23 protein-coding genes and 2 pseudogenes are annotated in these 23,739 nt (G+C 70.0%); 14 read left to right on the top strand and 11 right to left on the bottom strand.

Annotated features, from left to right (window positions below):
* Positions 1-5: 5 nt before the first annotated feature.
* The gene (locus tag OIC96_RS45985) at positions 6-2,699 is read right to left on the bottom strand and encodes a bifunctional acetate--CoA ligase family protein/GNAT family N-acetyltransferase (protein WP_330302103.1); all 2,694 of its coding nucleotides are present in this window, start codon (positions 2,697-2,699) and stop codon (positions 6-8) included.
* A 169-nt stretch (positions 2,700-2,868) separates the two neighbouring features.
* On the opposite strand from OIC96_RS45985, the gene OIC96_RS45980 reads away from it, so the two are divergent.
* Entirely contained in the window at positions 2,869-3,282 is a 414-nt protein-coding gene (locus tag OIC96_RS45980) for a universal stress protein (protein WP_330302104.1), read from the top strand.
* 165 nt (positions 3,283-3,447) lie between these two features.
* On the opposite strand, the gene gap is transcribed toward OIC96_RS45980, so the two are convergent.
* From gap to OIC96_RS45965, 3 genes and pseudogenes are all read right to left on the bottom strand, one after another.
* Positions 3,448-4,464 (bottom strand): type I glyceraldehyde-3-phosphate dehydrogenase, encoded by a 1,017-nt coding sequence (gene gap, locus OIC96_RS45975; RefSeq protein ID WP_330302105.1) that lies wholly within the window; start codon positions 4,462-4,464, stop codon positions 3,448-3,450.
* Positions 4,465-4,518: 54 nt separating this feature from the next.
* Positions 4,519-4,671, bottom strand: a pseudogene (locus OIC96_RS45970) (hypothetical protein); the annotation flags it as partial.
* 210 nt (positions 4,672-4,881) lie between these two features.
* Positions 4,882-5,511 carry a hypothetical protein gene (locus OIC96_RS45965; RefSeq protein WP_330302106.1) on the bottom strand — a complete coding sequence of 210 codons (630 nt, stop codon included), beginning with the start codon at positions 5,509-5,511 and terminating at the stop codon, positions 4,882-4,884.
* Positions 5,512-6,016: 505 nt separating this feature from the next.
* On the opposite strand from OIC96_RS45965, the gene OIC96_RS45960 reads away from it, so the two are divergent.
* Together OIC96_RS45960 and OIC96_RS45955 are read left to right on the top strand one after the other, a co-directional pair.
* The gene (locus OIC96_RS45960; RefSeq protein WP_330302107.1) at positions 6,017-7,054 is read left to right on the top strand and encodes an Acg family FMN-binding oxidoreductase; all 1,038 of its coding nucleotides are present in this window, start codon (positions 6,017-6,019) and stop codon (positions 7,052-7,054) included.
* A gap of 211 nt (positions 7,055-7,265) precedes the next feature.
* The gene (locus OIC96_RS45955) at positions 7,266-7,967 is read left to right on the top strand and encodes a CBS domain-containing protein (protein WP_330302108.1); all 702 of its coding nucleotides are present in this window, start codon (positions 7,266-7,268) and stop codon (positions 7,965-7,967) included.
* Between the two features lie 194 nt (positions 7,968-8,161).
* Here OIC96_RS45955 and OIC96_RS45950 read toward each other — a convergent pair whose 3' ends face one another.
* Entirely contained in the window at positions 8,162-8,359 is a 198-nt protein-coding gene (locus OIC96_RS45950; RefSeq protein WP_330302109.1) for a hypothetical protein, read from the bottom strand.
* 476 nt (positions 8,360-8,835) lie between these two features.
* Here OIC96_RS45950 and adhE point away from each other — a divergent pair, with 476 nt between their 5' ends.
* The 3 genes and pseudogenes from adhE to OIC96_RS45935 form a co-directional block, all read left to right on the top strand.
* Positions 8,836-11,529 carry a bifunctional acetaldehyde-CoA/alcohol dehydrogenase gene (adhE, locus tag OIC96_RS45945; RefSeq protein WP_330302110.1) on the top strand — a complete coding sequence of 898 codons (2,694 nt, stop codon included), beginning with the start codon at positions 8,836-8,838 and terminating at the stop codon, positions 11,527-11,529.
* A 360-nt stretch (positions 11,530-11,889) separates the two neighbouring features.
* Complete coding sequence (locus OIC96_RS45940) at positions 11,890-13,104, top strand: globin domain-containing protein (RefSeq protein ID WP_330302111.1); 1,215 nt, start codon at positions 11,890-11,892, stop codon at positions 13,102-13,104.
* A gap of 77 nt (positions 13,105-13,181) precedes the next feature.
* Positions 13,182-13,450: pseudogene (locus tag OIC96_RS45935) on the top strand (5,10-methylene tetrahydromethanopterin reductase); the annotation flags it as partial.
* Positions 13,451-13,458: 8 nt separating this feature from the next.
* Here OIC96_RS45935 and OIC96_RS45930 read toward each other — a convergent pair.
* From OIC96_RS45930 to OIC96_RS45920, 3 genes are all read right to left on the bottom strand, one after another.
* Positions 13,459-14,379, bottom strand: coding sequence for an NADP-dependent oxidoreductase (locus OIC96_RS45930; RefSeq protein ID WP_330302112.1), 921 nt, complete (start codon positions 14,377-14,379; stop codon positions 13,459-13,461).
* Between the two features lie 76 nt (positions 14,380-14,455).
* On the bottom strand, positions 14,456-14,866 hold the full coding sequence (locus OIC96_RS45925) for a (4Fe-4S)-binding protein (RefSeq protein ID WP_330302113.1): 411 nt from the start codon (positions 14,864-14,866) through the stop codon (positions 14,456-14,458).
* A 31-nt stretch (positions 14,867-14,897) separates the two neighbouring features.
* Entirely contained in the window at positions 14,898-15,206 is a 309-nt protein-coding gene (locus OIC96_RS45920) for a GNAT family N-acetyltransferase (RefSeq protein ID WP_330302114.1), read from the bottom strand.
* A 255-nt stretch (positions 15,207-15,461) separates the two neighbouring features.
* Between OIC96_RS45920 and OIC96_RS45915 the strand changes: the two genes are divergently transcribed.
* The gene (locus OIC96_RS45915) at positions 15,462-15,929 is read left to right on the top strand and encodes a MarR family winged helix-turn-helix transcriptional regulator (RefSeq protein WP_330302115.1); all 468 of its coding nucleotides are present in this window, start codon (positions 15,462-15,464) and stop codon (positions 15,927-15,929) included.
* A gap of 467 nt (positions 15,930-16,396) precedes the next feature.
* Here OIC96_RS45915 and OIC96_RS45910 read toward each other — a convergent pair whose 3' ends face one another.
* On the bottom strand, positions 16,397-16,768 hold the full coding sequence (locus tag OIC96_RS45910) for a DoxX family protein (protein ID WP_330302116.1): 372 nt from the start codon (positions 16,766-16,768) through the stop codon (positions 16,397-16,399).
* A gap of 226 nt (positions 16,769-16,994) precedes the next feature.
* On the opposite strand from OIC96_RS45910, the gene OIC96_RS45905 reads away from it, so the two are divergent.
* Positions 16,995-18,101: an LLM class flavin-dependent oxidoreductase gene (locus tag OIC96_RS45905; RefSeq protein WP_330302117.1), complete on the top strand. Its 1,107-nt coding sequence runs from the start codon at positions 16,995-16,997 to the stop codon at positions 18,099-18,101.
* Positions 18,102-18,209: 108 nt separating this feature from the next.
* Here OIC96_RS45905 and OIC96_RS45900 read toward each other — a convergent pair whose 3' ends face one another.
* Together OIC96_RS45900 and OIC96_RS45895 are read right to left on the bottom strand one after the other, a co-directional pair.
* A complete protein-coding gene (locus tag OIC96_RS45900) occupies positions 18,210-18,461 on the bottom strand; it encodes a DUF7660 family protein (protein ID WP_330302118.1) in 252 nt (83 codons plus the stop codon).
* Between the two features lie 30 nt (positions 18,462-18,491).
* Positions 18,492-18,914, bottom strand: coding sequence for a MarR family winged helix-turn-helix transcriptional regulator (locus OIC96_RS45895; RefSeq protein WP_046930253.1), 423 nt, complete (start codon positions 18,912-18,914; stop codon positions 18,492-18,494).
* Between the two features lie 163 nt (positions 18,915-19,077).
* Here OIC96_RS45895 and eno point away from each other — a divergent pair, with 163 nt between their 5' ends.
* The 6 genes from eno to OIC96_RS45865 all read left to right on the top strand — a co-directional run bounded on the left by eno (position 19,078) and on the right by OIC96_RS45865 (position 23,649).
* Positions 19,078-20,385, top strand: a complete 1,308-nt coding sequence (gene eno / locus OIC96_RS45890) for a phosphopyruvate hydratase (protein ID WP_330302119.1) — start codon at positions 19,078-19,080, stop codon at positions 20,383-20,385.
* A complete protein-coding gene (locus OIC96_RS45885) occupies positions 20,382-20,561 on the top strand; it encodes a hypothetical protein (RefSeq protein ID WP_330302120.1) in 180 nt (59 codons plus the stop codon). Before eno ends, OIC96_RS45885 begins: the two co-directional genes overlap by 4 nt.
* Before the next feature lie 251 nt (positions 20,562-20,812).
* Positions 20,813-20,947, top strand: a complete 135-nt coding sequence (locus OIC96_RS45880) for a hypothetical protein (protein WP_330302121.1) — start codon at positions 20,813-20,815, stop codon at positions 20,945-20,947.
* 46 nt (positions 20,948-20,993) lie between these two features.
* Complete coding sequence (locus tag OIC96_RS45875; RefSeq protein WP_330302122.1) at positions 20,994-21,833, top strand: SDR family oxidoreductase; 840 nt, start codon at positions 20,994-20,996, stop codon at positions 21,831-21,833.
* A gap of 94 nt (positions 21,834-21,927) precedes the next feature.
* A complete protein-coding gene (locus tag OIC96_RS45870; protein WP_330302123.1) occupies positions 21,928-22,299 on the top strand; it encodes a DUF2255 family protein in 372 nt (123 codons plus the stop codon).
* Positions 22,300-22,569: 270 nt separating this feature from the next.
* Positions 22,570-23,649, top strand: coding sequence for a LacI family DNA-binding transcriptional regulator (locus OIC96_RS45865; protein WP_330302124.1), 1,080 nt, complete (start codon positions 22,570-22,572; stop codon positions 23,647-23,649).
* The last annotated feature ends 90 nt before the right edge of the window (positions 23,650-23,739 follow it).

Below are 23,739 nucleotides of genomic sequence, written 5' to 3'. Positions count from 1 at the left end.
CCTCCTCAGCGCAGTCGGCGCAGATAGGGGTCCTGGGCCCGGCGCGGCAGCAGGCGGACGCGTGCGTCCAGCACGGTGACCGCGGCCGGTGTCGCCAGGACGGGGTTGAAGTCGGCCTCGGCGAGCTGCGGCAGCTCGCCCGCCATACGGGACAGCCGCAGCAGGAGCTGTTCGAGGCCCTGGAGATCGGCCGGCCGGCTGCCGTGCGCGCCCAGCAGCAGTGGCGCACAGCGCGGCGCGGTGATCAGGTCGTGAACGTCGTGGTCGGTCAGCGGGGCGAGCCGGGCGGCGTAGTCGGCCAGCACCTCGGTCGCCGTACCGCCGAGCCCGAACAGGACCAGGGGGCCGAAGACCTCGTCCTGCGTCACGCCGGCGAACAGCTCGGTGCCGCGCGCTGCCAGCGGCTGGACGACGACCCCTGTCATGAGTCCGGCGAAGCGGGTCTCGAAGTCCCGGAAACCGGCGCGCACTTGGGCGTCGCCCTGGAGGTCGAGATGGACCGCGTGCTGTTCGGTCTTGTGGACCAGGCCGGGCCACTGTGCCTTCATGACCACACGGCCGTCGGCACCACGCAGTCGTTCTGCGGCGATGACGGCGTCGTCCTCGGTCTCGGCCCAGGCCCACGGGAGTTGCGGAATGCCGTAGCAGGCGAGGAGTTCGGCGCAGGTGCGCGGGTCGAGCCAGCCGCCGTCCGGATGGGCGGCGAGGTAGGTCTCGGCGACCGTGTGCGCTCGGGCCGTGTCGACCTCCATCAGCTCCGGGATCGTGCCCGCGGGCCGGTTCAGCCAGGCCGTACGACGGGCGGCGTGCGCCAGGGCCCGCGCCACCGCGACCGGCTCGGCGTACGAGGGGATGACACCGCCCTCCGTCGTGGGCAGCAGCTTGACCGGCAGGTCCTGCTCAAGGCGTACGACGGCGACCGGCCGTTCCCGCCGTCCGGGGCCGTCGGTGAGGGCGCGCACGAGGTCGTCGCCGGTCGCCTCGGCGACGGCGGTGGGGACGAGAGCCAGCAGCACGGCGTCGATGCCCGGGTACCGCAGAAGCCGGTCCACGCAGTCCCTGAGCTGGTCCTCCGTGACGGCCGCTGTGGCGTCGACGGGGTTGCCGACTGCGGCGCCCTCGGGCAGCACCGCGAGCAGGTCGTCGATCAGTTCGGGGGTGGGGGCGGGCAGGGACAGCCCGGCCTCGGCGCAGGCGTCCGCCGCGAGGACACCCGCGCCGCCCGCGTTGGTGACGATCGCCACGCGGGTCCCGGCCGGTAGCGGCTGGGAGTGCAACAGGGCGGCGGTTTCGAGGAGTTCACCCACCGAGCTGGTGGCGGTGATGCCCGCCTGGGTGAACAGCGTTTGCCGGGTCACGGTCGGGGTCGCGGCGGCCGCGGTGTGCGAGGCGGCGGCACGGCGACCGGCCTCGGTACGGCCCGCGTCGACCGTCAGGACGGGCATACGGCGGGTCACGCGCCGGGCGGTGCGGGCGAACGCCCGCGGGTTGCCGAAGGACTCCAGGTGCAGCAGGGCGAGGTCGGTACGGCCGTCGCTCTCCCACCACTGGAGCATGTCGTTGCCGCTGACGTCGTACTTGTCGCCGAGCGACGCGAAGGACGAGACGCCGATGCCGAGCCGGGACAGCCCGTCGAGCAGGGCGATGCCCACGCCGCCGGACTGTACGGCGACGCCCGCCGTGCCGGGGCGCGGGTGGCCGGCGGCGAACGTGGCGTCGAGGCGGAGCGTCGGGTCGGTGTTGGAGATGCCGAGGCAGTTGGGGCCGACCAGTCGCATGCCGTAGGTGCGGCACGCTGCCATGAGCGCTTCCGCCTGGTCGCTGTCGAGCCCGGCGGTCACCACGAGCAGCGCCCGGACGCCGGCCTTGCCACACTCTTCGGCCGTGGCGGGCAGGGCATCGGCCGGGATCGCGAGGACCGCGAGATCGGGGACCTTGGGCAGGGCGCCGACCGACGGGTAGGACGGCACGCCGAGGATCGACGAGACGTGAGGGTTCACCGCGAAGAGCCGCCGGGTGAACCCGCCGGCGTGCAGATGGTGCAGAAGGGCCCGTCCCACCGATCCGGGCCTGCGGCCGGCGCCGACCACGGCGACCACGTCGGGGCGCAGCAGGGGTTCCAGGCTGGCGACGTCGGCGGACCGGCCACGGGCCTCGACGGCCGAAAGATAGGTGTCGTCCTCGGCGAGCGCGATGGTGCAGCGCACTTCCGGGCCCTCGAACCGGCGTGCGGCGCGCAGGCCCAGGTCGGTGAAGAGCCGGAGCACCTCGTAGTTCTCGCTGAGCGCGTCGGCGGTGAACGTGGTGACGTCGTCCGCACGGGCCGCGGAGACGAGGTGTTCGACGAGGAGGGTGCCGACGCCTCGGTGGTGCAGCCCGTCGGCCACGGCGATCGAGATCTCGGCCGTGTGCGCGTCGTCGCCGGTCTCGTACTCGGCGAGGCCGATCACCCGGCCCTGGGTCTCGGCGAGCAGCGCTCGGTAACCGGGGCGTGCCGGCGCCGCGGCCCGGTCGGCGGCCAGGTCGGCGGAGCGGCGGCTCGCGGCGAAGAACCGCCGCCGGAGGTTCTCCGTCGACATCTCCTCGTAGAGTCCTCGCAGCTGCTCATGGTCACCGGGCCGCACGGACCGTATGCACACGGTGGTGCCGTCCGCGAGCAGGGCGTGAACGGTGGGGCGGTCGCGCTCGTCGTCCGTCATCTCGGGCCTCCTCAAAACCTCTTGGCCCTTCGAGCATCCAGCGCTGCGCGGCTCCGTCCCAGGGGCTGATCGGGTGCGCCGTATGGGCCGGTCGGCCCCTGCGTCAAGGCCGGTCCACGGCGGATGGTGGACACCCTGGACTCCCGCACGCATGGAGGGACGAGCTGCCATGACCGAGCCAATCGTTGTCGGGGTCGACGCCCGAGATCCGGTGAGCGCGGTCGTGGACTTCGCGTTCGACGTAGCCCGGCGCCGCGGTGCCCGACTGCACGCCGTGCATGCCTGGCGGCTCCCGTCCGCCGCCGAGCAGTGGATGCCCTACGCGTTGCCGGAGGAGGACCGCGGAGCGTGGGAGGACCAGGAGGTGCAACTGCTGTCGGACGCGCTGCGGCCGTGGCGGGAGAAGTATCCGCAGGTGGACGTGTACGAGGACGTCCGTTTGCAGAGCCCCTCGGCCGCGCTGGTCCAGGCGTCGGCCTCGGCGGGGCTCCTGGTGGTCGGCCGCGCGGGCCGGTCGCTGGGGTCCACACTGCGGGCCGTGCTGGAACACGCCGAGTGCCCGGTGACCGTGGTTCCGCGCTGACGCGGGACGGCGCAGTTGCACCCCGCGACAGCCTCGGTAGCGGATGGCGAAGCCGTACGCGGACAGCTCCGGCAGCGGCACCGGATGACGCCGTCGGTGTCGAGGACCACGGCCCGCGCCCCCGCAGCAGACGGGGTACGCGGGCCGCGTCGCTGCGCTCCGCGCTCAACGGTCGTCGGCCACCAGTGCGGTGAGATCGAGGAGCCGGTTGGTGTAGCCCCACTCGTTGTCGTACCAGCCGAAGACCTTCACCAGGGTGCCGTTGGCCTGGGTCAGGGCCGGGTCGAAGACGCAGGAGGCGGGGTCGCCGATGACGTCCCGGGAGACGATCGGCGCCTTCGAGACGCGGAGGATGCCGTTCAGTGGTCCCTCCGATGCCTCGGCGAAGGCGGTGTTGATCTCCTCTGCCGTCGCCGCCGTCCGCAGAACCACCGCGAGGTCGGTGAGCGAGCCGTCCTCGACGGGCACGCGCACCGCGATGCCGTCCAGGGAGCCGGCCAGTTCCGGTATCACCAGCCCGACGGCGCGGGCGGCTCCCGTGCTGGTCGGGATGATGCTGAGGGCCGCCGAGCGGGCCCGGCGCAGATCCTTGTGGGGGCCGTCCAGCAGGGACTGGTCGTTGGTGTAGCCGTGGATGGTGGTCATCACACCGCGCTCGATGCCGAAGGCCTCGTGGAGCACCTTGACCATGGGCGCGACGCAGTTGGTGGTGCAGGAGGCGGCGGACACGATCCGGTCGCTGTGCCGGTCGTAGGTGTCGTCGTTGACACCCACCACGATGGTCGCGTCCGCGTTCTTGCCGGGCGCCGAGAGCAGCACCGTGTGGGCGCCGGCCTTCAGGTGCAGGGCGGCGGCGTCGCGGTCACGGAAGCGGCCGGTGGACTCGATGACGATGTCGGCGCCATAGTCGGACCACCGCAGGGCCCCCGGGTCGCGCTCGGCAGAGACGGAGATGCGTCGGCCGTCGACGGTGATCGAGCTGTCGTCGTGCAGGACCTCACGTCCGATGTGTCCGAACGTCGAGTCGTACTCCAGGAGGTGGGCCAGGGTGGCGGGCGGCGCGATGTCGTTGACGGCGACCACGTGGACGTCCTGAGCGCCCGCCTCCGCCCGGTCGAGTGCCGCGCGCAGATAGGTGCGGCCGATGCGGCCGAAGCCGTTGATGCCGACGCGTACGGTCATGGCGATGAACTCCTTCGCGGGGGTGGGGTTTTCAGCTGATGCGGGTAGGGGTTCTCAGGCGGTCCAGGTCCACTCGGCGACCTCGGACAGGTCGGTGCCGTGTTCGCGGATCCAGGCGCGGTGGCGGGTACGGACGTCGGCCATCAGCTGACGTACGGCGGCCGCGCGGACGCCGAGGCCGGGGACGCGGTCGATGACGTCCATGACCGTGGGCGTGGCCGGTGCGCCGGTCCATCGACAGCCAGTCCAAGCACGGCTGCTTGCCCGCGACCACGACATTCGCATGGTCACGGCTACACAGGACGTGATCGGTGCAGGGGCCGCAGGTCCCCAGAAGGGACCGATCGGCCCCGTGGACCCGCGGCCGGCGGAGGAGAAGGCGGCCCTCTGTGCGAGGCCGGCCCTCCTCTCCAGCGGTCAGCGCAGCCAGCCGTGGTTCCGGACGATGGGCAGCTTGGCCCAGAGCTTGCCGACGCCCAGGGTGTCGCCTGCCGCGACCAGTGCCAGGGCGATGAGGACGACGGCGTAGATGAGGTGATAGTCCACGAACGGGTTGGTGGACATGCTGGCCGAACCGTCCGAGAGGTGCCTGGCGGGCGGCCACTCGGCGATCCACATCAGCGCCATCAACGCCGTGCCCGCGACAGCGGCCAGACGCAGCGCGATCCCGCCGATCAGGGCGAGCCCGATACCCAGCAGGCCCGCCATGAACAGCCAGTCGGCCCAGGTGTCACCCGCCCAGGAGTGGAAGGTGGACTCCATCGGACCCGCGGCCACGCCACCGAGGAAGCCCTTCGTCGGCGAGCCGCCGTCCACCCAGCCCTTGCCCGACGCGGTGGCGTAACCGAAGCCGAAGGTCTTGTCGAGGAACGCCCACAGGAAGACGAACCCCGTCAGCAGCCGCAGCGAGGCGAAGGAGTAGGCCCGCAGAGTGTGCGTGTCGGTGCTCGCCGACACGGCGGACTCAGAGGTGGACGCGGTCCGGCTCGTGCGGAACGACGGCAGGTGGAACCCCGGGCTCCGGTGAGGGTGCTCGTGCACGGCCATGGTGGTGATCCCTTCAGGGAATCGGAGAGTGCCGGACCGGTGCCCGACAACGACCACTCTGGTGGTGCGGGGCACATGGTGGCGGATGCCGAAGGGCCGCGACCGTGGGGCTGAACGGCCCTATCTGCAAGGCCTGTTGGACTTGTCGTCCAGGGCGGGCACGACGGCGACCGCGCCGTGCGGTGGGCCTCCACCCGATCGCTGTGACGCCGCAGTGGATTACGCCGCCAGCGCCAGAACCACACCTTCGCCGCCTTCGTACGACAGGTGCTCGCCATCGGTGGACACCCCCTTCCCCGTACCGACAGCACCCCTGTCAGTTGCTGCCAGGAACGTCCCACCGGCGCCCACCACACGGGAGGGACCACTCGGCACCGCTGCCCACTCTCGGTACCCACCCAGCCTCAGGTTGGGGCCGGACGGCCCCTTCGCCCCGCTCTTCGCACGGCAGCAGGCTCAGGGCATCGCACGCCCTGCAGCTCGCCTCGTCCGAGAGGAGGCCCCCATGTCTGCCACATATCTCGACTCATCAGCGTTGGAGAAGCTGATCTCGGCGGCCGTCGCCGCGCCCTCGATGCACAACACGCAGCCCTGGCGTTTCCGCCTCGACGCCGACTCGACCACCATGGAGATCCACGCCGCCGCCGAGCGGGGGCTTCCGCACGAGGACCCGCACGGCCGGGCCCTGCACATCTCCGCGGGCGCGGCCCTGTTCAATCTGCGGGTCGCGGTGAGTCAGTTCGGCTGGAAGCCGGTCACTCGGCTGCTCCCGGATCCCCACCACCCCGGGCTGCTCGCCTCCATCCACATCACCATGCGCACCAGCCCGCGCACACTCTACGGCGACGACCTGTACGAGGCGATCTGGCACCGGCACAGCAGCCGGTTCCCCTTCGCCAACCAACCTGTTCCCGGGGCCGTACTCCACGAACTTGCCGAAGCCGCCCACTCCGAGGGCGCGACGCTCGCCGTCACCGGACCGCGCGAGACGACGCGGCTGCTACGGGTCACCGCCGAAGCGGAGCACCGCAACCACGCCGACCCCTCACGCAGCACCGAAAGCCGCCGCTGGACGAACCGGGACGGGGCCGCGGACACAGGTATCCCGTCCACGGCGCTTGGGCCCCAGGACACCTTTGAGCAGCTTCCCCTGCGTGACTTCAGCGCGCGGCGATCCCAGGAACAGCTGCCGGCCCGGCCGTTCGAACGGACACCTGCGCTCGTGTCGCTCAGCACCTGCCACGACCGGCGCATCGACTGGCTCCGGGCCGGACAGGCACTTGAGCGCGTCCTGCTCGTCGCAACAGCCCACGGAGTGCGCACCTCACTTCTGCACCAGGCACTGGAGTGGGCTGACCTCCGCGACGAGCTGCGTTCCGCGACGTCTCCGTTCGACCACGTCCAGATGCTCATCCGACTCGGCTACGGCCCGGAAGGGCCTCCCACTCCGCGCCGCCCACCGCGCCTCTTCCTCGACCCGGACCCCGACCCCTACCTCGACCTGGACCTCGACCGCACCGGCCCTCAGACAGATCAGCACTGACCGACCAGGTGCACCTCACAGGCCTGCGCGATCGCGAACTCCCGGCCGGCCTCCGGTCACCTGACTGGCGCTCCCGCACACGTCTCCTCAGCATCGACGTCTCGCGCCCACCGGGCCGGTCGGCCGAAGCCGGGGCCGACCGGCCCATGGGGCGACGACCCAGGGCGCCGCACAGTGGAAGGGAACACATGTGGCGCAGGAGGCGGGAGTCATGCAGCACCGGATGGTGAGCGATCTGATGACGACATCGGTCGTACGAGTACGCGAGAACACCGGCTTCAAGGAGATCGCCAAGCTGCTCGCCGAGTACGACATCACGGCGGTACCGGTCGTGGACGACGACGACCGGCCCGTGGGTGTGGTCTCCGAGGCGGATCTACTGCGCAAGGAGGCGGGCCAGCTGGACCCAGCGGGGCTGCTACCGGTCCTGCACTCGCGCCCCGTCGACCGGGCCAAGCGGGAGGCGACCACCGCTGAAGGCCTGATGAACAGCCCGGCCATCACGGCCCGGCCGCAATGGACGGTGGTGGAGGCCGCCCAGGTGATGGAGCGCTACCGCGTCAAGCGGCTGCCGGTGGTGGACGAAGCCGACCGGCTGATCGGACTGATCAGCCGCGCCGACCTGTTGCGGGTGTTCCTCCGCGGTGACAGTGCCATCCGCGAGGAGATCTCCGGGAACGTACTGGTCCGCACGCTGGGCATCGCCCCCGACTCGGTGACCGTTCGTGTCGTGGACGGCCGGGTCTCCCTGAAGGGAACCGTCGAACGGAAATCCCTCATCCCCGTCGCCGTGCGGTTGTGCCAAGGCGTGGACGGTGTAGTGGACGTCACCGAACAGCTGAGCCACCGGACGGACGACACCGCCGAAACCGTGGACACCGGCTCACCACGCCGCGCTCAACTGGCACCTTGACGGGCAGCCGGATGCCTCCTTCCAAGTGACACCGGCACGAGTACGGGACGACGTACTGGGCGGGTTGGTATGCCGCGGCGAAGGTGAGAGATCCGTGCCAGAACCGAGTTTTGATGTCACTGGGCGCCTATGACACGCGGCGTGGGCCGGGGACCAAGTCCCCAGCCCCCACGAAGTGTTGCTCGCCGAGCGCATCAGCAGCGCACCGACGTACGGTGGTCGTTCCGCTCCGGCCGGTACGGCGCCTGTGGCGGCATCCTGTGTGCCCGACGGCGCAGGACCCGGATGGCGAGATCGTCGAAGACCGCGGCGAGGACACAGGTCAGACCCGCCGCGAGCACGAGCAGCACCGCGAACCGCTCCCAAAACTCCGGTGTGAGACTGGTACCCACTGCCCTCGCCCTCCCTCGTCGATGTCGTTCTCCGTGCTTCCAGCCAACCCCGCCGCAGGCCGGGGCGCATGGGCCAAGAGGGCCTGCCAGAGGTCCACAACGGCCCTTGTACGCGGGGGCTCACTGGCCTTGGGCCGGCCCATCCAGGGGACCATGGCACCACCTCCGCCCAGCCCAGGGTCCGATCGATCCGGTCGCACAGCACGGCTGGCGCGTTCCGGCTCGGCGTGGACCAGGCAGGCCGTGTGAGAGGACCGTGTTCCCCACCCGACTCGCCCGGGACGTGTAGCGCGGCCCGGAGACTTCGGGGCCGGTCAGCCCGACAAAGGGACCAACGGGACCTGGGTCGCAGAACCGCGGACGAGAGACGGTGCTGGTGGGAGCGGTACCGGTCCTTCTCTCCCCCAGCCGTGCCGTTCCCTCCACGCTCCGCCGCCTCCGCGGCGGCGCCCTCTCGACAACGGAGGCTCGCCCCCATGACCCGCCACGACGACCCAGGCGCGACCGCCGGCCCCGCCGCCACGCCGTCCGACATCGCCATCGCGGTGGACCGGCTGGTGACGAGCGGGCTCAAGGCACTCGCCGACTATGAGGCGCTCGATCAGGAGCAGGTCGACCACATAGTGAAGAAGGCGTCGGTCGCCGCCCTGGACCAGCACACCGCGCTCGCGCGGCTCGCGGTGGAGGAGACCGGACGCGGCGTCTTCGAGGACAAGGCCGCCAAGAACATGTTCGCCTGCGAGCACGTCACGCACAGCATGGGCCCGCTGAAGACGGTCGGCGTCATCGCCCGCGACGACATCGAGGACATGATCGAGGTGGCCGAGCCCGTCGGCGTGGTGTGCGCCATCACTCCCGTAACCAACCCGACCTCCACCACGATCTTCAAGGCACTGATGGCGCTGAAGACACGCAACCCGGTCGTGTTCGCCTTCCACCCCTCCGCTCAGCGCTGCAGCGTGCAGGCGGCCCGCATCGTGCGCGACGCGGCGGTCGCAGCGGGTGCGCCCGAGGACTGCGTGCAGTGGATCGAGACCCCGTCCGTGGAGGCGGCCGGCGCCCTGATGCGACACCCGGGTGTCTCCCTGATCCTCGCCACCGGCGGCAACGCCATGGTCAAGGCCGCCTATTCGGCGGGGAAGCCCGCTCTGGGAGTGGGCGCCGGCAACGTCCCCGCCTATGTCCACCGGACCGCCAAGCTGCGCCGAGCCGTGAACGACCTGGTGCTGTCCAAGTCGTTCGACAACGGCATGATCTGTGCCTCCGAACAGGCCGTCATCCTGGACGAGGAGATCTACGACTCGGCCCTCGCCGAATTCCACACCCTGCACGCCCATCTGGCGACCGCCGAGGAGAAGGCGAAGCTGGAGGCGTTCCTGTTCCCCGCAGGCACCGCGGGCGCGGGCTGCGAGCCCAAGGTCAACTCCGCGGCCGTCGGCCAGAGCCCGGCCTGGATCGCCGAGCAGGCCGGATTCTCCGTGCCGGACGACACGTCGCTCATCCTGGTCGAGGCCGACCGGGTCGGCGCGGACGAACCGCTCACCCGGGAGAAGCTCTGCCCGGTCCTCGCCGTGCTCCGCGCCGGCTCCGAACAGCAGGGCTTCGACCTGGCCGCCGACATGGTGGCCTTTCACGGGCAGGGGCACAGCGCCGTCATCCACACCGAGGACCTCGCGCTGGCGGAGGCGTACGGAAGGCGCATGAAGACCGTGCGGATCATCGTCAACGCCCCGTCCTCCCAGGGCGCGATCGGCGGCATCTACAACAGCCTGCTGCCGTCGCTGACGCTGGGGTGCGGCTCCTGGGGCAGCACGTCGGTGTCGAACAACGTGTCCGCCGCCCAGCTGCTGAACGTCAAGCGCGTCTCGGCGCGCCGCAACAACCTGCAGTGGTTCAAGGTTCCACCGAAGATCTACTTCGAGCCACAGTCCATCCAGTACCTCGCCTCCATGCCGGAGGTTCACCGCGTCACCATCGTCACCGACGCGACGATGACCCGGCTCGGCCTCGTCGACCGGGTCGAGCGCGTACTACGGCGGCGCCGGGAACCGGTCACCATCCAGGTCATCGACAACGTCGAGCCCGAGCCCAGCATCGACTCCGTTCGGCGCGGCGCCCGCCTGATGGGGGACTTCCACCCGGACACCATCATCGCGCTCGGCGGCGGCTCTCCCATGGACGCGGCCAAGGTGATGTGGCTGCTGTACGAACAGCAGGCCGAGGGCAGGGACGTCGACTTCGCCGACATGCGGCACAAGTTCTCCGACATCCGCAAGCGCGCCTTCCGCTTCCCCGTCCTCGGCCGGCTCGCCCGCCTGGTGTGCATCCCCACCACCTCGGGCACCGGCGCCGAGGTGACCCCGTTCGCCGTCATCTCCGACCCCGCCACCGGCAAGAAGTACCCGCTGGCCGACTACGCGCTCACTCCCAGTGTGGCCATCATCGACCCGCTCCTCACCACAGATCTGCCCCGGGCGCTGGCCGCCGACAGCGGCTTCGACGCCCTCACCCACGCCATCGAGGCGTACGTGTCGGTCTACGCCAGCGACTTCACCGACGGCCTCGCCCTGCACGCGATCCGGCTGATCTTCGACAACATCGAGGCAGCGGTGAACGACCGCGCGGCCCGGCCGGAGGCCCGGGAGAAGATGCACAACGCGGGCACCATCGCGGGCATGGCCTTCGGCAACGCCTTCCTCGGCATCGTCCACGCCATGTCCCACACCCTCGGCGCCACCTTCCATATCGCGCACGGCCGTACCAACGCCGTTCTGCTTCCGCACGTCATCCGCTACAACGGCACCGTCCCCACGAAGCTCACCGGCTGGCCCAAGTACGAGAACTACCGTGCCCCCGAACGCTTTCAGGACATCGCCCAGACCCTCGGACTGCCCGCCACCACCCCGGCCGAGGGCGTCGAGTCCCTCGCCTCAGCAGTGGAACGCCTCCGCGACGCCTTGAGTATCGAGCCGACGTTCCAGGCTCTCGGCATCGACGAGCGGTCCTTCCTGGGCGCACTGCCCCAGCAGGCTCTCAACGCCTACGAGGACCAGTGCGCCCCGGCCAACCCACGGATGCCCATGCTCGACGACATGCAGGAACTCATGCGTAGGGCCTACTACGGCCGTGTGCAGGGCCCTGGGGACGACGAACGGGCAGAACGACCGTAACTGGCGCATCGCAGCCGCCGTTCCGATGAGCTGACCAGGCCTGGCGTGTTCAAGCGACCGTGTGGGCGGGCCTCGTGGCTCGTCGCCGCCCGCACCGTCCGGGCGACGACCGCCTCGTAAGCGCGCCTCCGCGAGGACGGCCGTGGCAGGGGCCGAGGGGGCAGCGCCACAGCGCCGTCCGACCCCGGCCGCACGGACCCTGTGGGGCCGATGCGCCCGAGGTGATGGGGCCCTTCGGCCCCTCTTCGCCCACTGGCGCCAAACGGCTCCGAAACGCGGTCCGACGCCTGCTACACAGAAGACCGCCGCCCCCACGCGATGCGGCCCTTTCCCCTTCATACGCCCTGTCCGGGAGGTCCCATGCTGTCCGCAGAATCCGCCGCTCTCGTACGGGCCACCCTGCCCGCCGTGGCAGGGGCGCTCGACGAGATCACCACCCGCTTCTACGACACGATGTTCCATGACCGGCCGGAACTGCTCGACGGGATGTTCAACCGCGGAAACCAGGCCAGCGGCGCCCAGCGCCGCGCCCTGGCCGGCTCGATCGCCGCCTTCGCGACCGCGCTCCTCGACGATCCGGACACCCGCCCGGACGTACTGCTGGCCCGGATCGCGCATAAGCACACGGCCGTCGGCGTCACCGAGGACCAGTACACGATCGTGCACAAGTACCTGTTCGGCGCGATAGCCGAGGTCCTCGGCGGCGCGGTCACACCCGAGGTGGCGGCCGCCTGGGACGAGGTCTACTGGCTGATGGCCGGCGCCCTGATCAGCCAGGAAGCCCGCCTCTACCAGGACGCAGGGGTGCAGCCCGGCAAGATCTGGCGGCAGTGGACGGTCGTCGAACGCCGCGCCGAGACCACCGACGTCGTGTCCTTCCTGCTCCGCCCGGCGGACGGCGAGCCGGCGCCGCGGGCTCGGGCGGGACAGTACGTGAGCGTACGCGTGCGCATGTCCGACGGAGTGCACCAGTTGCGTCAGTACAGCCTGTCCTCGGACCCGGGCGGAGAACTGCGGCGGATCACCGTGAAGCGAGTCACGGGTGACGCCGACGGTCCGGAGGGCGAGGTCTCCAACCTGCTGCACGACCACGTCCGTGAGGCGGACGAGCTCACGCTGTCCACGCCGTTCGGCGATGTCTTCCTCGACGACCAGGCCGACGCCACCGTCCCACTCGTCCTGGTCTCGGCGGGAATCGGCTGCACTCCCATGGCCGGCATCCTGGCCCACCTCGCCGCGCACGGCTCGACCCGCCCGGTACTGGTCCTGCACGCCGACCGCTCCCCCGCCGACCACGCCCTGCGCGCCGAGACGCGCGACCTCGTCGGGCAACTGCCGGGCGCCCAAGCCGCCTTCTGGTACGAGCGACCCGGACCGGGAGAACCCGCCTCCCGCACGGGCCTGATGGACCTGAGCGAGACCCAACTCCCTGACGGCGCCACGGTGTTCCTGTGCGGCCCGCTCCCCTTCATGCGCGAGGTACGCGGACAACTGCTGAGCGCCGGGGTTCCCGCACGACGCATCCGCTACGAGGTCTTCGGGCCCGACCTCTGGCTGCCCGACACCGCGGCCTGAACCGCACCGAACGTTCTGATGTCCCCAAGGAGGAACCCCGCATGACGACCGACAACACCCAGGCGTCGCCCAGGGTGTCCCTGGAGGACTACACGCAGGAGACCCGCTGACCGTCAGCAGTCCTCAGCAGGTCATCGAGAAGACGCTGACCTTCCGCGAGTACGCCGGCGACTACCAGCGGCAGTTGTTCCTGGTGGACCACGCCGGCCTGCCGCTGAAGACCGTCCTCGACCGACTGACATGCTCGGCGAGGAGGTCGTTCCGGTACTGCGCAAAGGAGTTCGCGGTGGGCCGTCCGGCCGGTGTCCCGGACGCGTCCACGCGCCAGTCCCTCGTCAGGGCTTGATCGGGCCCTTATGCCGGGAGCAGTACGAGCTTGCCGCCCAGGTGCCCCGACTGGCTCACCTCCAGCGCGGCCGCCACCTCGTCGAGGGGGTACGTCCGCCAGATCGGCACCCGTAGCTGCCCCGCCTCGATGAGGGCGAGGATGTCCCGGAGCGCTTGAGGACCGCCCGCTCCCGGCTCGGTCATGTGGATCTGGATACCGCTGCCGGCCGCGTCGAAGGCCACGAGAGACAGGACGCGCGACGGGCCACCGGCGAGCTCGATCGAGTCCGGGATCTCACCGCGGCCGGAGGCGTCGAGGACCGCGTCGACGCCCTGGGGGGAGATGGCCCGTACGCGCTCGACCAGCCCCTTGCCGTAGGTGACCGGTTCCGCGCCGAGGGAGCGGAGCTGCTCGTGGTTGCGCTCGCTCGCGGTGCCGATGACGCGCGCCCCACGGGCGACGGCCAGCTGCACGGCGAACGTGCCCACGCCACCGGCGGCGGCATGAACCAGCAGCGTCTCGCCCTTGGCGACCTTGAGCTTGTTCAGCACCTCCCAGGCGGTGATGCCCGGGCCGGCCAGGGTCCCGGCCACCTCCCACGGAACGGAGGCCGGCTTGGCGACCAGCGCGGCGGGGTCGGCGAGTGCGGACTGGGCGTAGGACGGGGTGATGGAGGCCCCCAGTACCTCGTCGCCGACGCTGAACCCGGTCACACCCTCGCCGACCTGGTCGACCACACCGGCCACGTCGGACCCGAGGCCGCCGGGAAGGTCGAGGGGCATCACCTGGCGCATGTAGCCGTGCAGGATCTTCCAGTCGATCGGATTGACACCCGCGGCCCGCACCGCGAGCCGTACCTGGCCGGGACCCGCGGTAAGCGGTGGAACATCGACGACACGCAGCACGTCAGTGGCGCCGTACTCGGAGAACTGCACTGCGAGGGGCATCTGCTCGGCTCCAAGCTCTTGTGGTTTCTTGAGGGGCGATTGCTTGCGTGGGGATGGAATGGGCGGCGTGGCGGTGTCACTCGCCGCAGGGCCCCGCGTGGTCGCAGTACGGCTGAAGACGACTCTGACCGCAGCCGCACAGCACGACCCTGGTTTCGGCACGCGGGCCTTCCGGCGTGTCCACGCTCAGCTCACCGCGCACGGTCAGCTGTCCGGTAGAGCCGCGTGTGATCTGCGTAGGCCGGTCCGGGGACTCCGTCCCGCCGTCCGCGAGTTGGTACTGCAGCGCGCCCGAGGGACAGCGGCGCACCACTTCGGCCGCGCGCTCGGCCGTGGCACCGTCGGGCCGGATCCACGGGCGCTTCTCCGTGTCAAAAACCTCGGGCAGGCCATGGACGCACTCGGCGGCATGCAGGCAGCGCCCGGCCTCGAAGGTCACCGTGATCGACTGCCCCTGGTACGTCTTCTTCTCGGATCTGCCGCTCATACCGGCCTCCGTCACTGCCGTGCTCGGCTGTTCAGTCGCTGACTCTGCTGCGGGACTGGTACAGCAGGTCCTGGTACTCGGGGTGTCGGGCGATCCATCCCGCGAAGAACGAGCAGGTGGCCAGCACCCTCAGGTCCGCGGCACGTGCCTCGTCGAGGGCGGTGCGGACCAGTGCGGACCCGACTCCCCTGCCCTCGTACTCCGGCGCGACCTCGGTGTGTACGAACGCAACGAGTTCCGTCGTACGGATGTACTCTGCGACGCCCGCGACCTTGGACTCCCCGTCAACCCGGGCCTCGTACCGCTTGGCCTCGGGAACATCGCTCACTTCTACAGCCATAAGCCCTCCTCTAGGACCTGATCCCGCTCAAGCCGACGGGAGTCCGACCAGTCGGGCTCAAGACTAGCCCCACCCGGTTGATGCATCAACTTATTCCCACCGCAAACGAGTTAACGCCGGCTCGTCTCTGCGCAATACGAGAGCGCGTACACGACACGTATGCATTCATGCTGCCGGATGGCCTGGGTATCGATCGGACCCACCACGTCAAACGCAAGTAGATGAGCTGTCAACGATCTCGTTACACTCGTTTCCATGAACGCGACGCCGCGCTGGCTCAGCCCCGAGCAGAAGGCCTCCTGGGACAGCTTCATCCGCATGCAGGAGACGCTCATCGGCCGGCTGTCGCGACGGGTTCAGGCCGACTCCAAGATGTCGGCCTCCGACTACATCGTGCTGGCGAATCTCACCGAGACAGGCGGCGGACGGATGCGCTTCCTGGACCTGGCCAAGCTGGTGGAGTGGGAGAAGAGCCGAATGTCCCACCAGGTCACGCGTATGACGAAGCGCGGACTGGTGACGCGGGAGGAGTGCCCCGACGACGGACGCGGAGCGTTCATCGTCGCCACTCCGGCCGGCTACAAGGCGATCCAAGAAGCCGCTCCCATACACGTCGAGCATGTTCGCCGGCTGTTCATCGACGCCCTGACCCCGGAAGAGCTCAGCACACTCGCCCAGATCTCGAAACGGGTCCTGGACCACATGGAGAAGCAGCCCGACTGACCGATTGAGGGGCAGGAAGGCCATGACCTGTGCCTGTGGAGGCACCCACGATGCAGTCGGCGTGGAGAGCGGAGCGGTCCACCGCGCGAGCGGCAACATGCTCGAAGAGTGAGCAGCCGAGCAGAGTGAGGGAGCACTCCACGCGGGGCAGGACCTCGGGGCATGGGGCGCGCTCGACGGACCCGTCCACGCGAAGGGGCGCCAGTCCCGTTTGAGCGTCTCGCCGCACACGCCGTCGGCTGCGAGCAGGAGCCCCCAGCCTTGCTCGGTCCCGGGAGCCGTATCGCCCAGGGACCACCGACGTCCCAGCGCGCGGACAGCGCGCCCTCCACGTTCAGCAGGGCGAGAACGTCGGACAGCGGATCCACGTGAGGCGCTCCGAACGATCGGGAGGACTCTGGGAAACAGGACCGGCGGCCACCACCGCGGGCGCGCTCACCGCGGGTGGCCGATGCGAAGCCGCCGGTTCACATGGCCAGGATCAACGTCACGACGGTCGCGACCGAGACAAGGGCCAGCACAATGGGCGCCATCGCGTTCCCCTTGGTCTCGGGGTTGACATAGTCCCCCGCCCTGGCGTGAAAGACGACCGCACCGACCAGCGTGATGGTCATGCCGACAGCGGCGGCGATACCCAGGGGCTGCCAGAAGAGCCCGATGACCAGGCCCACGGCGGCGGCGACCTCAGCCAGTCCGATGAACCGGACGAACCCTGCACTCAACCCCATGTGGGACTGCAGCCCGGCGGGGACATCACCTTTGAGCAGCGCCTTGGGCGCACCTGCGGCCAGGCTCACTAGGGCGAGGATCACACTGAGGATGGCGGCGGTGATGTACATGGGATTCCCTTCACGCTGCCCGCGCCCACACGGGAAAAGGCGCAGGATTAGTTGATTGATCAACTGCAACCCTAGGATGACATTGTTGACTCGTCAACCGTCGACTCCGCGATGACGTCGCCGCACGCCAGGGGGCGGGAGCCCCCGGCGGTACAGCAGGAATACCCGCACCCTGCATCACGTTCCCCGCGAGAGTTGACACATCAACCATATGGAGATGGGTGCGATGCAGTTCGGAATCTTCACCGTCGGTGACGTGACACAAGACCCCACTACCGGCCGGACACCGACCGAGCATGAGCGGATCAAGGCGATGGTCACCATCGCGCAGAAGGCCGAGGAGGTCGGGCTCGATGTGTTCGCGACCGGCGAGCACCACAACCTGCCGTTCGTGCCCTCCTCCCCCACCACCATGCTGGGCTGGATCGCCGCGCGCACCGAACGCATCATCCTGTCCACGTCCACCACGCTGATCACGACCAACGACCCGGTGAAGATCGCCGAGGACTACGCGATGCTCCAGCACCTGGCCGACGGACGCGTCGACCTGATGATGGGCCGCGGCAACACCGGCCCGGTCTACCCCTGGTTCGGAAAGGACATCCGCCAGGGCATCAACCTCGCCATCGAGAACTACGCACTCCTCCACCAGCTCTGGCGCGAGGAGGTCGTCGACTGGGAAGGCAAGTTCCGCACGCCGCTGCAGTCGTTCACGTCCACGCCCCGGCCGCTGGACGGCGTACCTCCCTTCGTCTGGCACGGCTCCATCCGCTCCCCCGAGATCGCCGAACAAGCCGCCTACTACGGCGACGGCTTCTTCGCCAACCACATCTTCTGGCCCAAGGAACACTTCCAGAAGCTGATCAGCCTCTACCGCGAGCGGTACGCGCACTACGGCCACGGCACCCCCGAACAGGCCATCGTCGGGCTCGGCGGCCACATCTACATGCGGCCCAACTCCCAGGACGCCATACGCGAGTTCCGCCCCTACTTCGACCGCTCACCGATCATGGGCGGCGGACCGTCCCTGGAGCAGTACATGGACGAGACACCGCTGACGGTCGGCAGCCCCCAGCAGGTCATCGAGAAGACCCTGACCTTCCGCGAGAACTTCGGCGACTACCAGCGCCAGCTGTTCAACGTGGACGGCGTGGGCGTGCCGCTGAAGACCGTGCTCGAACAACTCGACCTCCTCGGAGAAGAGGTACTGCCCGTCCTGCGAAGGGAGTTCGCCAAGAACCGGCCCGCCGACGTACCCGACGCACCCACCCACACCTCACTGGTCGCTGCCCGCGACGCCGAGCGCGCATCATCCGCCCAGACGACCGCCTGAGACGCGACGACGAACGCGCGGGCATGTTCCGTTCCGGCCAACGGGACGTGCCCCCGTCTCTCAGGCGATCGGGAGTGCCTCATCAGCCGACGCAAGTGGGGCTGTGGACTACTCGTAGATCTTCGCCGCTTGGAGCGCGCGGGCGATGAAGGTCCAGTCACCGCCTGCTGGAAGCTCTTTGCCGAAGTTCTGATACCAGCCTGGGGAGTTGTCCACCCATGCGGCGAGGGCTTCGAGGAAGTTGCCGAGTGTGTTGTTCTCCCACGCATCGCCTTGCTGCTGGAAGTCCTGGTGCAGCTTGCGAACGAAGACGACCAATTCCTCACGGCTGCGGATCTCATCATCTGGAGTGAGAGACATGACGGCAAGGTATCCAGTGGCCCCGCCCTACTAGCGCGTGGCGAGCCGCTCCAGCAGGGCGGCGCTCCGTGCCAGCAACGCCCGCTCCTCATCCGTGAGTTCGGCCTCGATGGCCTGCGCGAGCCAACCGACCCTGCGGCCGCGCTCCGCTTCGAGCGCGGCCCGGCCCGCATCCGACAGCTCGACCAGCGACTTGCGGCCGTCCGTGGGGTGCGCCCGGCGCGTGATCAGGTTCTGTTCCATGAGCAGCCCCACCGCCCGGGCCATCGACTGGGGGCGTACGCGCTGATCGGCGGCGAGGTCGCTGGTGGTCATGGCGCCGTCGCGGTCGAGTGCACCGAGCACGGCGACCTGGCCCAGCGGGATGCGGTCCTCGTGTTTGACGCGTCGGGTGAGCTTGCCCATCGCGGTGCGCAGTTCGGCGGCGATGGCGGCGGCTTCCGAGGTGGGCATAGGGCACTTTAGCCCGTTGGCCAGCAAAGCTGTGCACCTGACCTGCACAGCAATGATGTACAGCAAAACTGATCAGCATTGCTGTAGAGTTTGGCGTCGTCGGGCTCAGCGCCAGCGTTGTCGCAGCCGGGGCCACGGCACACGACAACGGGAAGGGACTCCCATGTCCGTAAAGGCAGTCGGAACCGTCAACGCCGCCATCGAGACCGTCACCGCCCGCCGGATCATCGACAGCCGGGGCAACCCCACGGTCGAGGTCGACGTCGTCCTGACGGACGGGTCCCTGGGGCGCGCGGCTGTCCCCTCCGGCGCCTCCACCGGTGCCCGGGAGGCCGTGGAACTGCGCGACGGAGACTCGGCGCGCTGGCACGGCAAGGGCGTCGACCGCGCGGTGGCCCACGTCAACGGGGAGATCGCGGCGTCCGTGCGCGGCCGGGACGCGGCGGACCAGGCGGGTCTCGACGCCGCGCTGGTCGCCCTCGACGGCACCGCCACGAAGTCCCGGCTCGGCGCCAACGCGATCCTCGGCGTCTCCCTCGCCGCCGCCAAGGCCGCCGCGGCGGCCCACCGCCAGCCCCTCTACCGCTACCTCGGCGGCGCCGACGCCCACCTCCTGCCGCTGCCGATGATGAACATCGTCAACGGCGGCGCCCACGCCGACAATCCGCTGGATTTCCAGGAGTTCATGATCGCGCCCGTGGGCGCGGACACCTTCGCCGAAGCCGTCCGCATGGGCAGCGAGGTCTTCCACACCCTGCGCCGCGATCTGCTGGCCGCCGGGCACTCCACGGGCGTCGGCGACGAGGGCGGCTTCGCGCCCGCGCTGCGCACCGCTGAGGAGGCGCTCGACTTCGTGATGACCGCCATCGAGCGCACCGGCTACCGCCCCGGCACGGACATCGGCCTGGTCATGGACCCGGCGTCGTCGGAGTTCTTCCGCGACGGGGTGTACGACTACGCGGGCGAGGGGGTGCGCCGCACCCCCTCCGAGAACGCCGACTACCTGGCCAAGCTCATCGACGCCTACCCGGTCGTCTCCATCGAGGACCCGATGGCGGAGAACGACCTGGACGGCTGGCGCGAGCTGACCGCCCGCGTCGGCGACCGCTGTCAGCTCACCGGCGACGACGTGTTCTGCACCAACGAGACGCTGCTGCGCGAGGGCATCCGCACCGGCGTCGGCAACTCGGTCCTGGTCAAGGTCAATCAGATCGGAACCCTGACCGAGGCGCTGGCCGCGGTGGCCACGGCCCACCAGGCGGGCTGGACGGCTGTCATGTCGCACCGCTCGGGCGAGACGGAGGACACCACCATCGCGGATCTGGCGGTGGCGACCGGCTGCGGTCAGATCAAGACCGGCTCGCTCTCCCGCTCCGACCGCACGGCGAAGTACAACCAACTGATCCGGATCGAAGAGGAGCTGGGCGACTCGGCGCGCTTCGCGGGCCGCTCCGCACTGCGTCGGGCGTGAACGGCAGCCAAAGGTCCAGGCGCGACGGACTGGACGACTCCCGGCTGCCCAAGGGTCTGCGGACAGACACCACGCTTCCCGGGGGCACCGGCGTACGCCTTGACCGCCGCGCGACCCAGCGCAGACTGCGCACCACGCTGCGCGGCGGCCACCAGTTCCTCACCCCGGCGGTTTGAACGGCGGAGCCCGGCGGCTCGCTGTCGCAGATCAGGCATGTGATCCGCTGAGCGCTGACACACCACCACAAGGGGTGAGGCGCGGAGTGGTGAGGGGCCCTGTCACTCCCTGGCTCACTGCGGCCTGCCACCGAGCAGTCGGAAGCGCGAGGCTGGACAGCGTCACCCATTCCCACCCGAGGAGCGGAGCACCACTCCATGGCGGACGAGCAGGACGTTGACCAGGTCGTCCGGGCCCTCCACGCGCAGGTGTGGCACTGATCGAGGACGACACCGACGCGCTCGAAGACCTGCTCGACGAGGGCTTCACCCTCACCCACCTGTCCGGGTACGTGCAGCCGAAGCAGGAGTGGCCGGCGCTTCGCGCGGTCGGCACCAGCTGGTGACCGGGCCGCATCGCCACCCGAACAGATCGAGAAGGATCCGACCAGCATGAGCGGGCAGAACAAGGAAATCGTCGTCGTCATCGGCCCTGGCAGCATCGGCCAGGCCATCGCCCGCCGGGTCGGCTCCGGCCGCACCCTGCTGCTCGCCGCCCACAGCGAGGAGGCGACCAAGGCCGCCGCCGAACAGCTGCGCGGAGACGGATTCGAGGTAGCCACCCAGGCCACCGACATCTCCGATCCGGCCCAGGTCGAGGCACTGGCCGCCACAGCCGCCGGGATGGGCGCGGTCACCCATGTAATCCAGGCCGCCGGCGTGTCGCCCACCCAGGCCGGCATCGAGCGGATTCTGCATGTGGACCTGCTGGGCACCGCTTACGTGCTCGACGCGTTCGCGCGGGTCATCGCACCCGGCGGGGCCGGCATCGTCGTCGCCAGCATGGCCGGACACCGGGAGAGCCCCTACGAGCGCGACATCGAACACGCGCTCGCCACCACCCCGACCGACCAGCTGCTCTCCCTGCCCTTCCTGAAGTCCGACCAGATCGGCACCACCGTCCACGCCTACGCGCTGTCCAAGCGCGCCAACTCGTTGCGCGTGCAGACCGCCGCCGCTGCGTGGGGCAAGCGCGGGGGGCGCGTCAACGCCATCAGCCCGGGCGTGATCATCACTCCGCTGGCCCTGGACGAGCTGTCCGGCCCGCGCCGCGAGTGGTTCGAGCACGTGCGCGAGGTCTGCGCCGCCAAGCGGTTCGCCACCTCCGACGAGGTCGGCGACGCCGCGGCCTTCCTCCTCGGCCCGCAGGCCGGCTTCATCACCGGGACCGACCTCCTGATGGACGGCGGCGTGACCTCCGCCCTTCGTGTCGGGGAGCTGACGACCCCCTGATGGATGAAAAGTATCGACCGCGGATCGGCAAGGACCGACCCGCCTGGATGAGCGCAATGGCGCAGCTCGCACAGATCACGAAGGAGGCACAGGGATGACCGAGTGGACCGACGGCGAGCTCGACCGGATCGGCTCGGCCGAGGAGCTGGACCTGGAGTCCGAGCGGGGCGACGGCACCCTGCGGGACCGCGTGACGATGTGGGTCGTACGCGACGGCGACAGCGTGTACGTACGCTCGGTCAAGGGCCGGGGCGGCCCCTGGTTCCGCGGCATCCAGACCCGCCACCAGGGCCGTGTCCACGCGGGCGGGGTGCACAAGGACGTCACGTTCGAAGAGGCGGACCCAGGCGAGTACGCGGGGGTCGACGCCGCCTACCGCCGCAAGTACGGGCGCTACACCAGCATCGTCGAGCACGTCCTCACCGCCCACTCGCGCGAGTCGACCCTCAAGCTCGTCCCCCGCTGATCCGCACGAGCGGGAGGCCTGGCCCGGGAAGTCCTCGTTGAACTCCGGGATCTTGCAAAGCAGTTCGTCGGTTCACTGCTTCACGCCGGTCCATCGCCCGGTAGCCCTCCGGTACTTCGGCTGATACGTCGGCCAGGGAGACGGTGCGGTCGGAGACCCGGCTGATCACGCCGCCCGCGCGGACGGCGCCGGCGGACTGGTTCGGCGATGCCGGTGGGATGTGGGTGTCTGAGACCATTGGGCTCGGGCGTATGACCATCGGGAGGCACCATGACGCGGGAGACAGGGCGGGGCAAGAGTTCCACCCCGCCGCGCAGCGCGGACGTGGCCCAGTTGGCAGGGGTCTCCCAGAAGACGGTGTCGAGGGTCTTCAACGACGAGGCGTACGTCTCCGCGGACGTACGTCGACGCGTGCTCAAGGCCGCCGAGGAACTCGGCTACCGGCGCAACAACGCGGCGCGCGCGCTCGCCTCGGGCCGGACACGTTCCATCGGTGTGGTGACGCTCGGTACCGCCTTGTACGGACCCGCGTCGCTGCTCATGGGCGTCGAGCGGGCGGTCCGGGACACGGGATACGCGCTGCGTGTGGTCAACACCGTGGAAGGCGACCCGACGGGCATCGCCGGCGCCGTGGACTCGCTCCTGGACCAGGGTGTGGACGGCATCGTCATCTCCGAGCCGATCGACGAGGGCGGGGACGGGGACAGGACAGAGGGCTCCCTCCGCGTCGACGTGCCGGTCCTCGTCTGCGGCGCGCCACCGCCGTTCGCCGCGCCCAGGGTGCTGGCCGCGGGGGTCGGCGCCGAGCAGATGGCGCGGACGGTCACCGAACATCTGCTCGACCTGGGACATCTCACCGTCCACCACCTCGCCGGTCCGCAGCGGTGGTACGCCGCCCGGGACCGTCTCGACGGATGGCGGGCGGCACTCGCGGCGCACGGCCGGGACGAACCGCCGGTCGTCGAGGGCGACTGGTCGGCCGCCTCCGGCTACGCGGCGGGCCGAGAACTGGCCTCCGACCCCGACGTTACGGCGGTCTTCGCAGCCAACGACGACATGGCCATCGGGCTGATCCGCGCGCTGACGGAAGCCGGCCGACGCGTGCCCGAGGACGTGAGCGTCGTCGGTTTCGACGACATCCCGGTCGCCGCCTATGTGTCCCCTCCCCTGACCACGGTGCGTCAGCCGTTCGACGCCGTGGCCCAGGAAGGACTCAAACGTCTCGTGCACGCCATCGAGAACCCGCAGGCCGACCCTTTGGCGGCGAGTGACCCGCCGGTCGACCTCATCGTCCGCGCCTCGACAGCGCCTCCGCCGCCGCCGAACGGACGTGCCTCCACCCAGCGCTGATCAGCTCAGCCGGAGGCAGCGATCTCCGGGGCGGCGTCGAGTCTTTCGGCGATCTGCTGGGACTGGTGCGCGACCTGGCGCAGGGTGTCG

Origin of the sequence: Streptomyces sp. NBC_00775 (genome assembly GCF_036347135.1) — a bacterium.
GTDB lineage: Bacteria > Actinomycetota > Actinomycetes > Streptomycetales > Streptomycetaceae > Streptomyces > Streptomyces lutosisoli.
This window is presented reverse-complemented; position numbering and strand designations above follow the sequence as displayed.

What these genes read in the sequence shown, in the direction of transcription:
- OIC96_RS45985 (WP_330302103.1), bottom strand. Translation starts at nt 2,699, where the DNA reads ATGACGGACGACGAGCGCGACCGCCCCACCGTTCACGCCCTGCTCGCG.
- OIC96_RS45980 (WP_330302104.1), top strand. Translation starts at nt 2,869, where the DNA reads ATGACCGAGCCAATCGTTGTCGGGGTCGACGCCCGAGATCCGGTGAGC.
- gap (WP_330302105.1), bottom strand. Translation starts at nt 4,464, where the DNA reads ATGACCGTACGCGTCGGCATCAACGGCTTCGGCCGCATCGGCCGCACC.
- OIC96_RS45965 (WP_330302106.1), bottom strand. Translation starts at nt 5,511, where the DNA reads ATGGCCGTGCACGAGCACCCTCACCGGAGCCCGGGGTTCCACCTGCCG.
- OIC96_RS45960 (WP_330302107.1), top strand. Translation starts at nt 6,017, where the DNA reads ATGTCTGCCACATATCTCGACTCATCAGCGTTGGAGAAGCTGATCTCG.
- OIC96_RS45955 (WP_330302108.1), top strand. Translation starts at nt 7,266, where the DNA reads ATGCAGCACCGGATGGTGAGCGATCTGATGACGACATCGGTCGTACGA.
- adhE (WP_330302110.1), top strand. Translation starts at nt 8,836, where the DNA reads ATGACCCGCCACGACGACCCAGGCGCGACCGCCGGCCCCGCCGCCACG.
- OIC96_RS45940 (WP_330302111.1), top strand. Translation starts at nt 11,890, where the DNA reads ATGCTGTCCGCAGAATCCGCCGCTCTCGTACGGGCCACCCTGCCCGCC.
- OIC96_RS45930 (WP_330302112.1), bottom strand. Translation starts at nt 14,379, where the DNA reads ATGCCCCTCGCAGTGCAGTTCTCCGAGTACGGCGCCACTGACGTGCTG.
- OIC96_RS45925 (WP_330302113.1), bottom strand. Translation starts at nt 14,866, where the DNA reads ATGAGCGGCAGATCCGAGAAGAAGACGTACCAGGGGCAGTCGATCACG.
- OIC96_RS45920 (WP_330302114.1), bottom strand. Translation starts at nt 15,206, where the DNA reads ATGGCTGTAGAAGTGAGCGATGTTCCCGAGGCCAAGCGGTACGAGGCC.
- OIC96_RS45915 (WP_330302115.1), top strand. Translation starts at nt 15,462, where the DNA reads ATGAACGCGACGCCGCGCTGGCTCAGCCCCGAGCAGAAGGCCTCCTGG.
- OIC96_RS45910 (WP_330302116.1), bottom strand. Translation starts at nt 16,768, where the DNA reads ATGTACATCACCGCCGCCATCCTCAGTGTGATCCTCGCCCTAGTGAGC.
- OIC96_RS45905 (WP_330302117.1), top strand. Translation starts at nt 16,995, where the DNA reads ATGCAGTTCGGAATCTTCACCGTCGGTGACGTGACACAAGACCCCACT.
- OIC96_RS45900 (WP_330302118.1), bottom strand. Translation starts at nt 18,461, where the DNA reads ATGTCTCTCACTCCAGATGATGAGATCCGCAGCCGTGAGGAATTGGTC.
- OIC96_RS45895 (WP_046930253.1), bottom strand. Translation starts at nt 18,914, where the DNA reads ATGCCCACCTCGGAAGCCGCCGCCATCGCCGCCGAACTGCGCACCGCG.
- eno (WP_330302119.1), top strand. Translation starts at nt 19,078, where the DNA reads ATGTCCGTAAAGGCAGTCGGAACCGTCAACGCCGCCATCGAGACCGTC.
- OIC96_RS45875 (WP_330302122.1), top strand. Translation starts at nt 20,994, where the DNA reads ATGAGCGGGCAGAACAAGGAAATCGTCGTCGTCATCGGCCCTGGCAGC.
- OIC96_RS45870 (WP_330302123.1), top strand. Translation starts at nt 21,928, where the DNA reads ATGACCGAGTGGACCGACGGCGAGCTCGACCGGATCGGCTCGGCCGAG.
- OIC96_RS45865 (WP_330302124.1), top strand. Translation starts at nt 22,570, where the DNA reads ATGACGCGGGAGACAGGGCGGGGCAAGAGTTCCACCCCGCCGCGCAGC.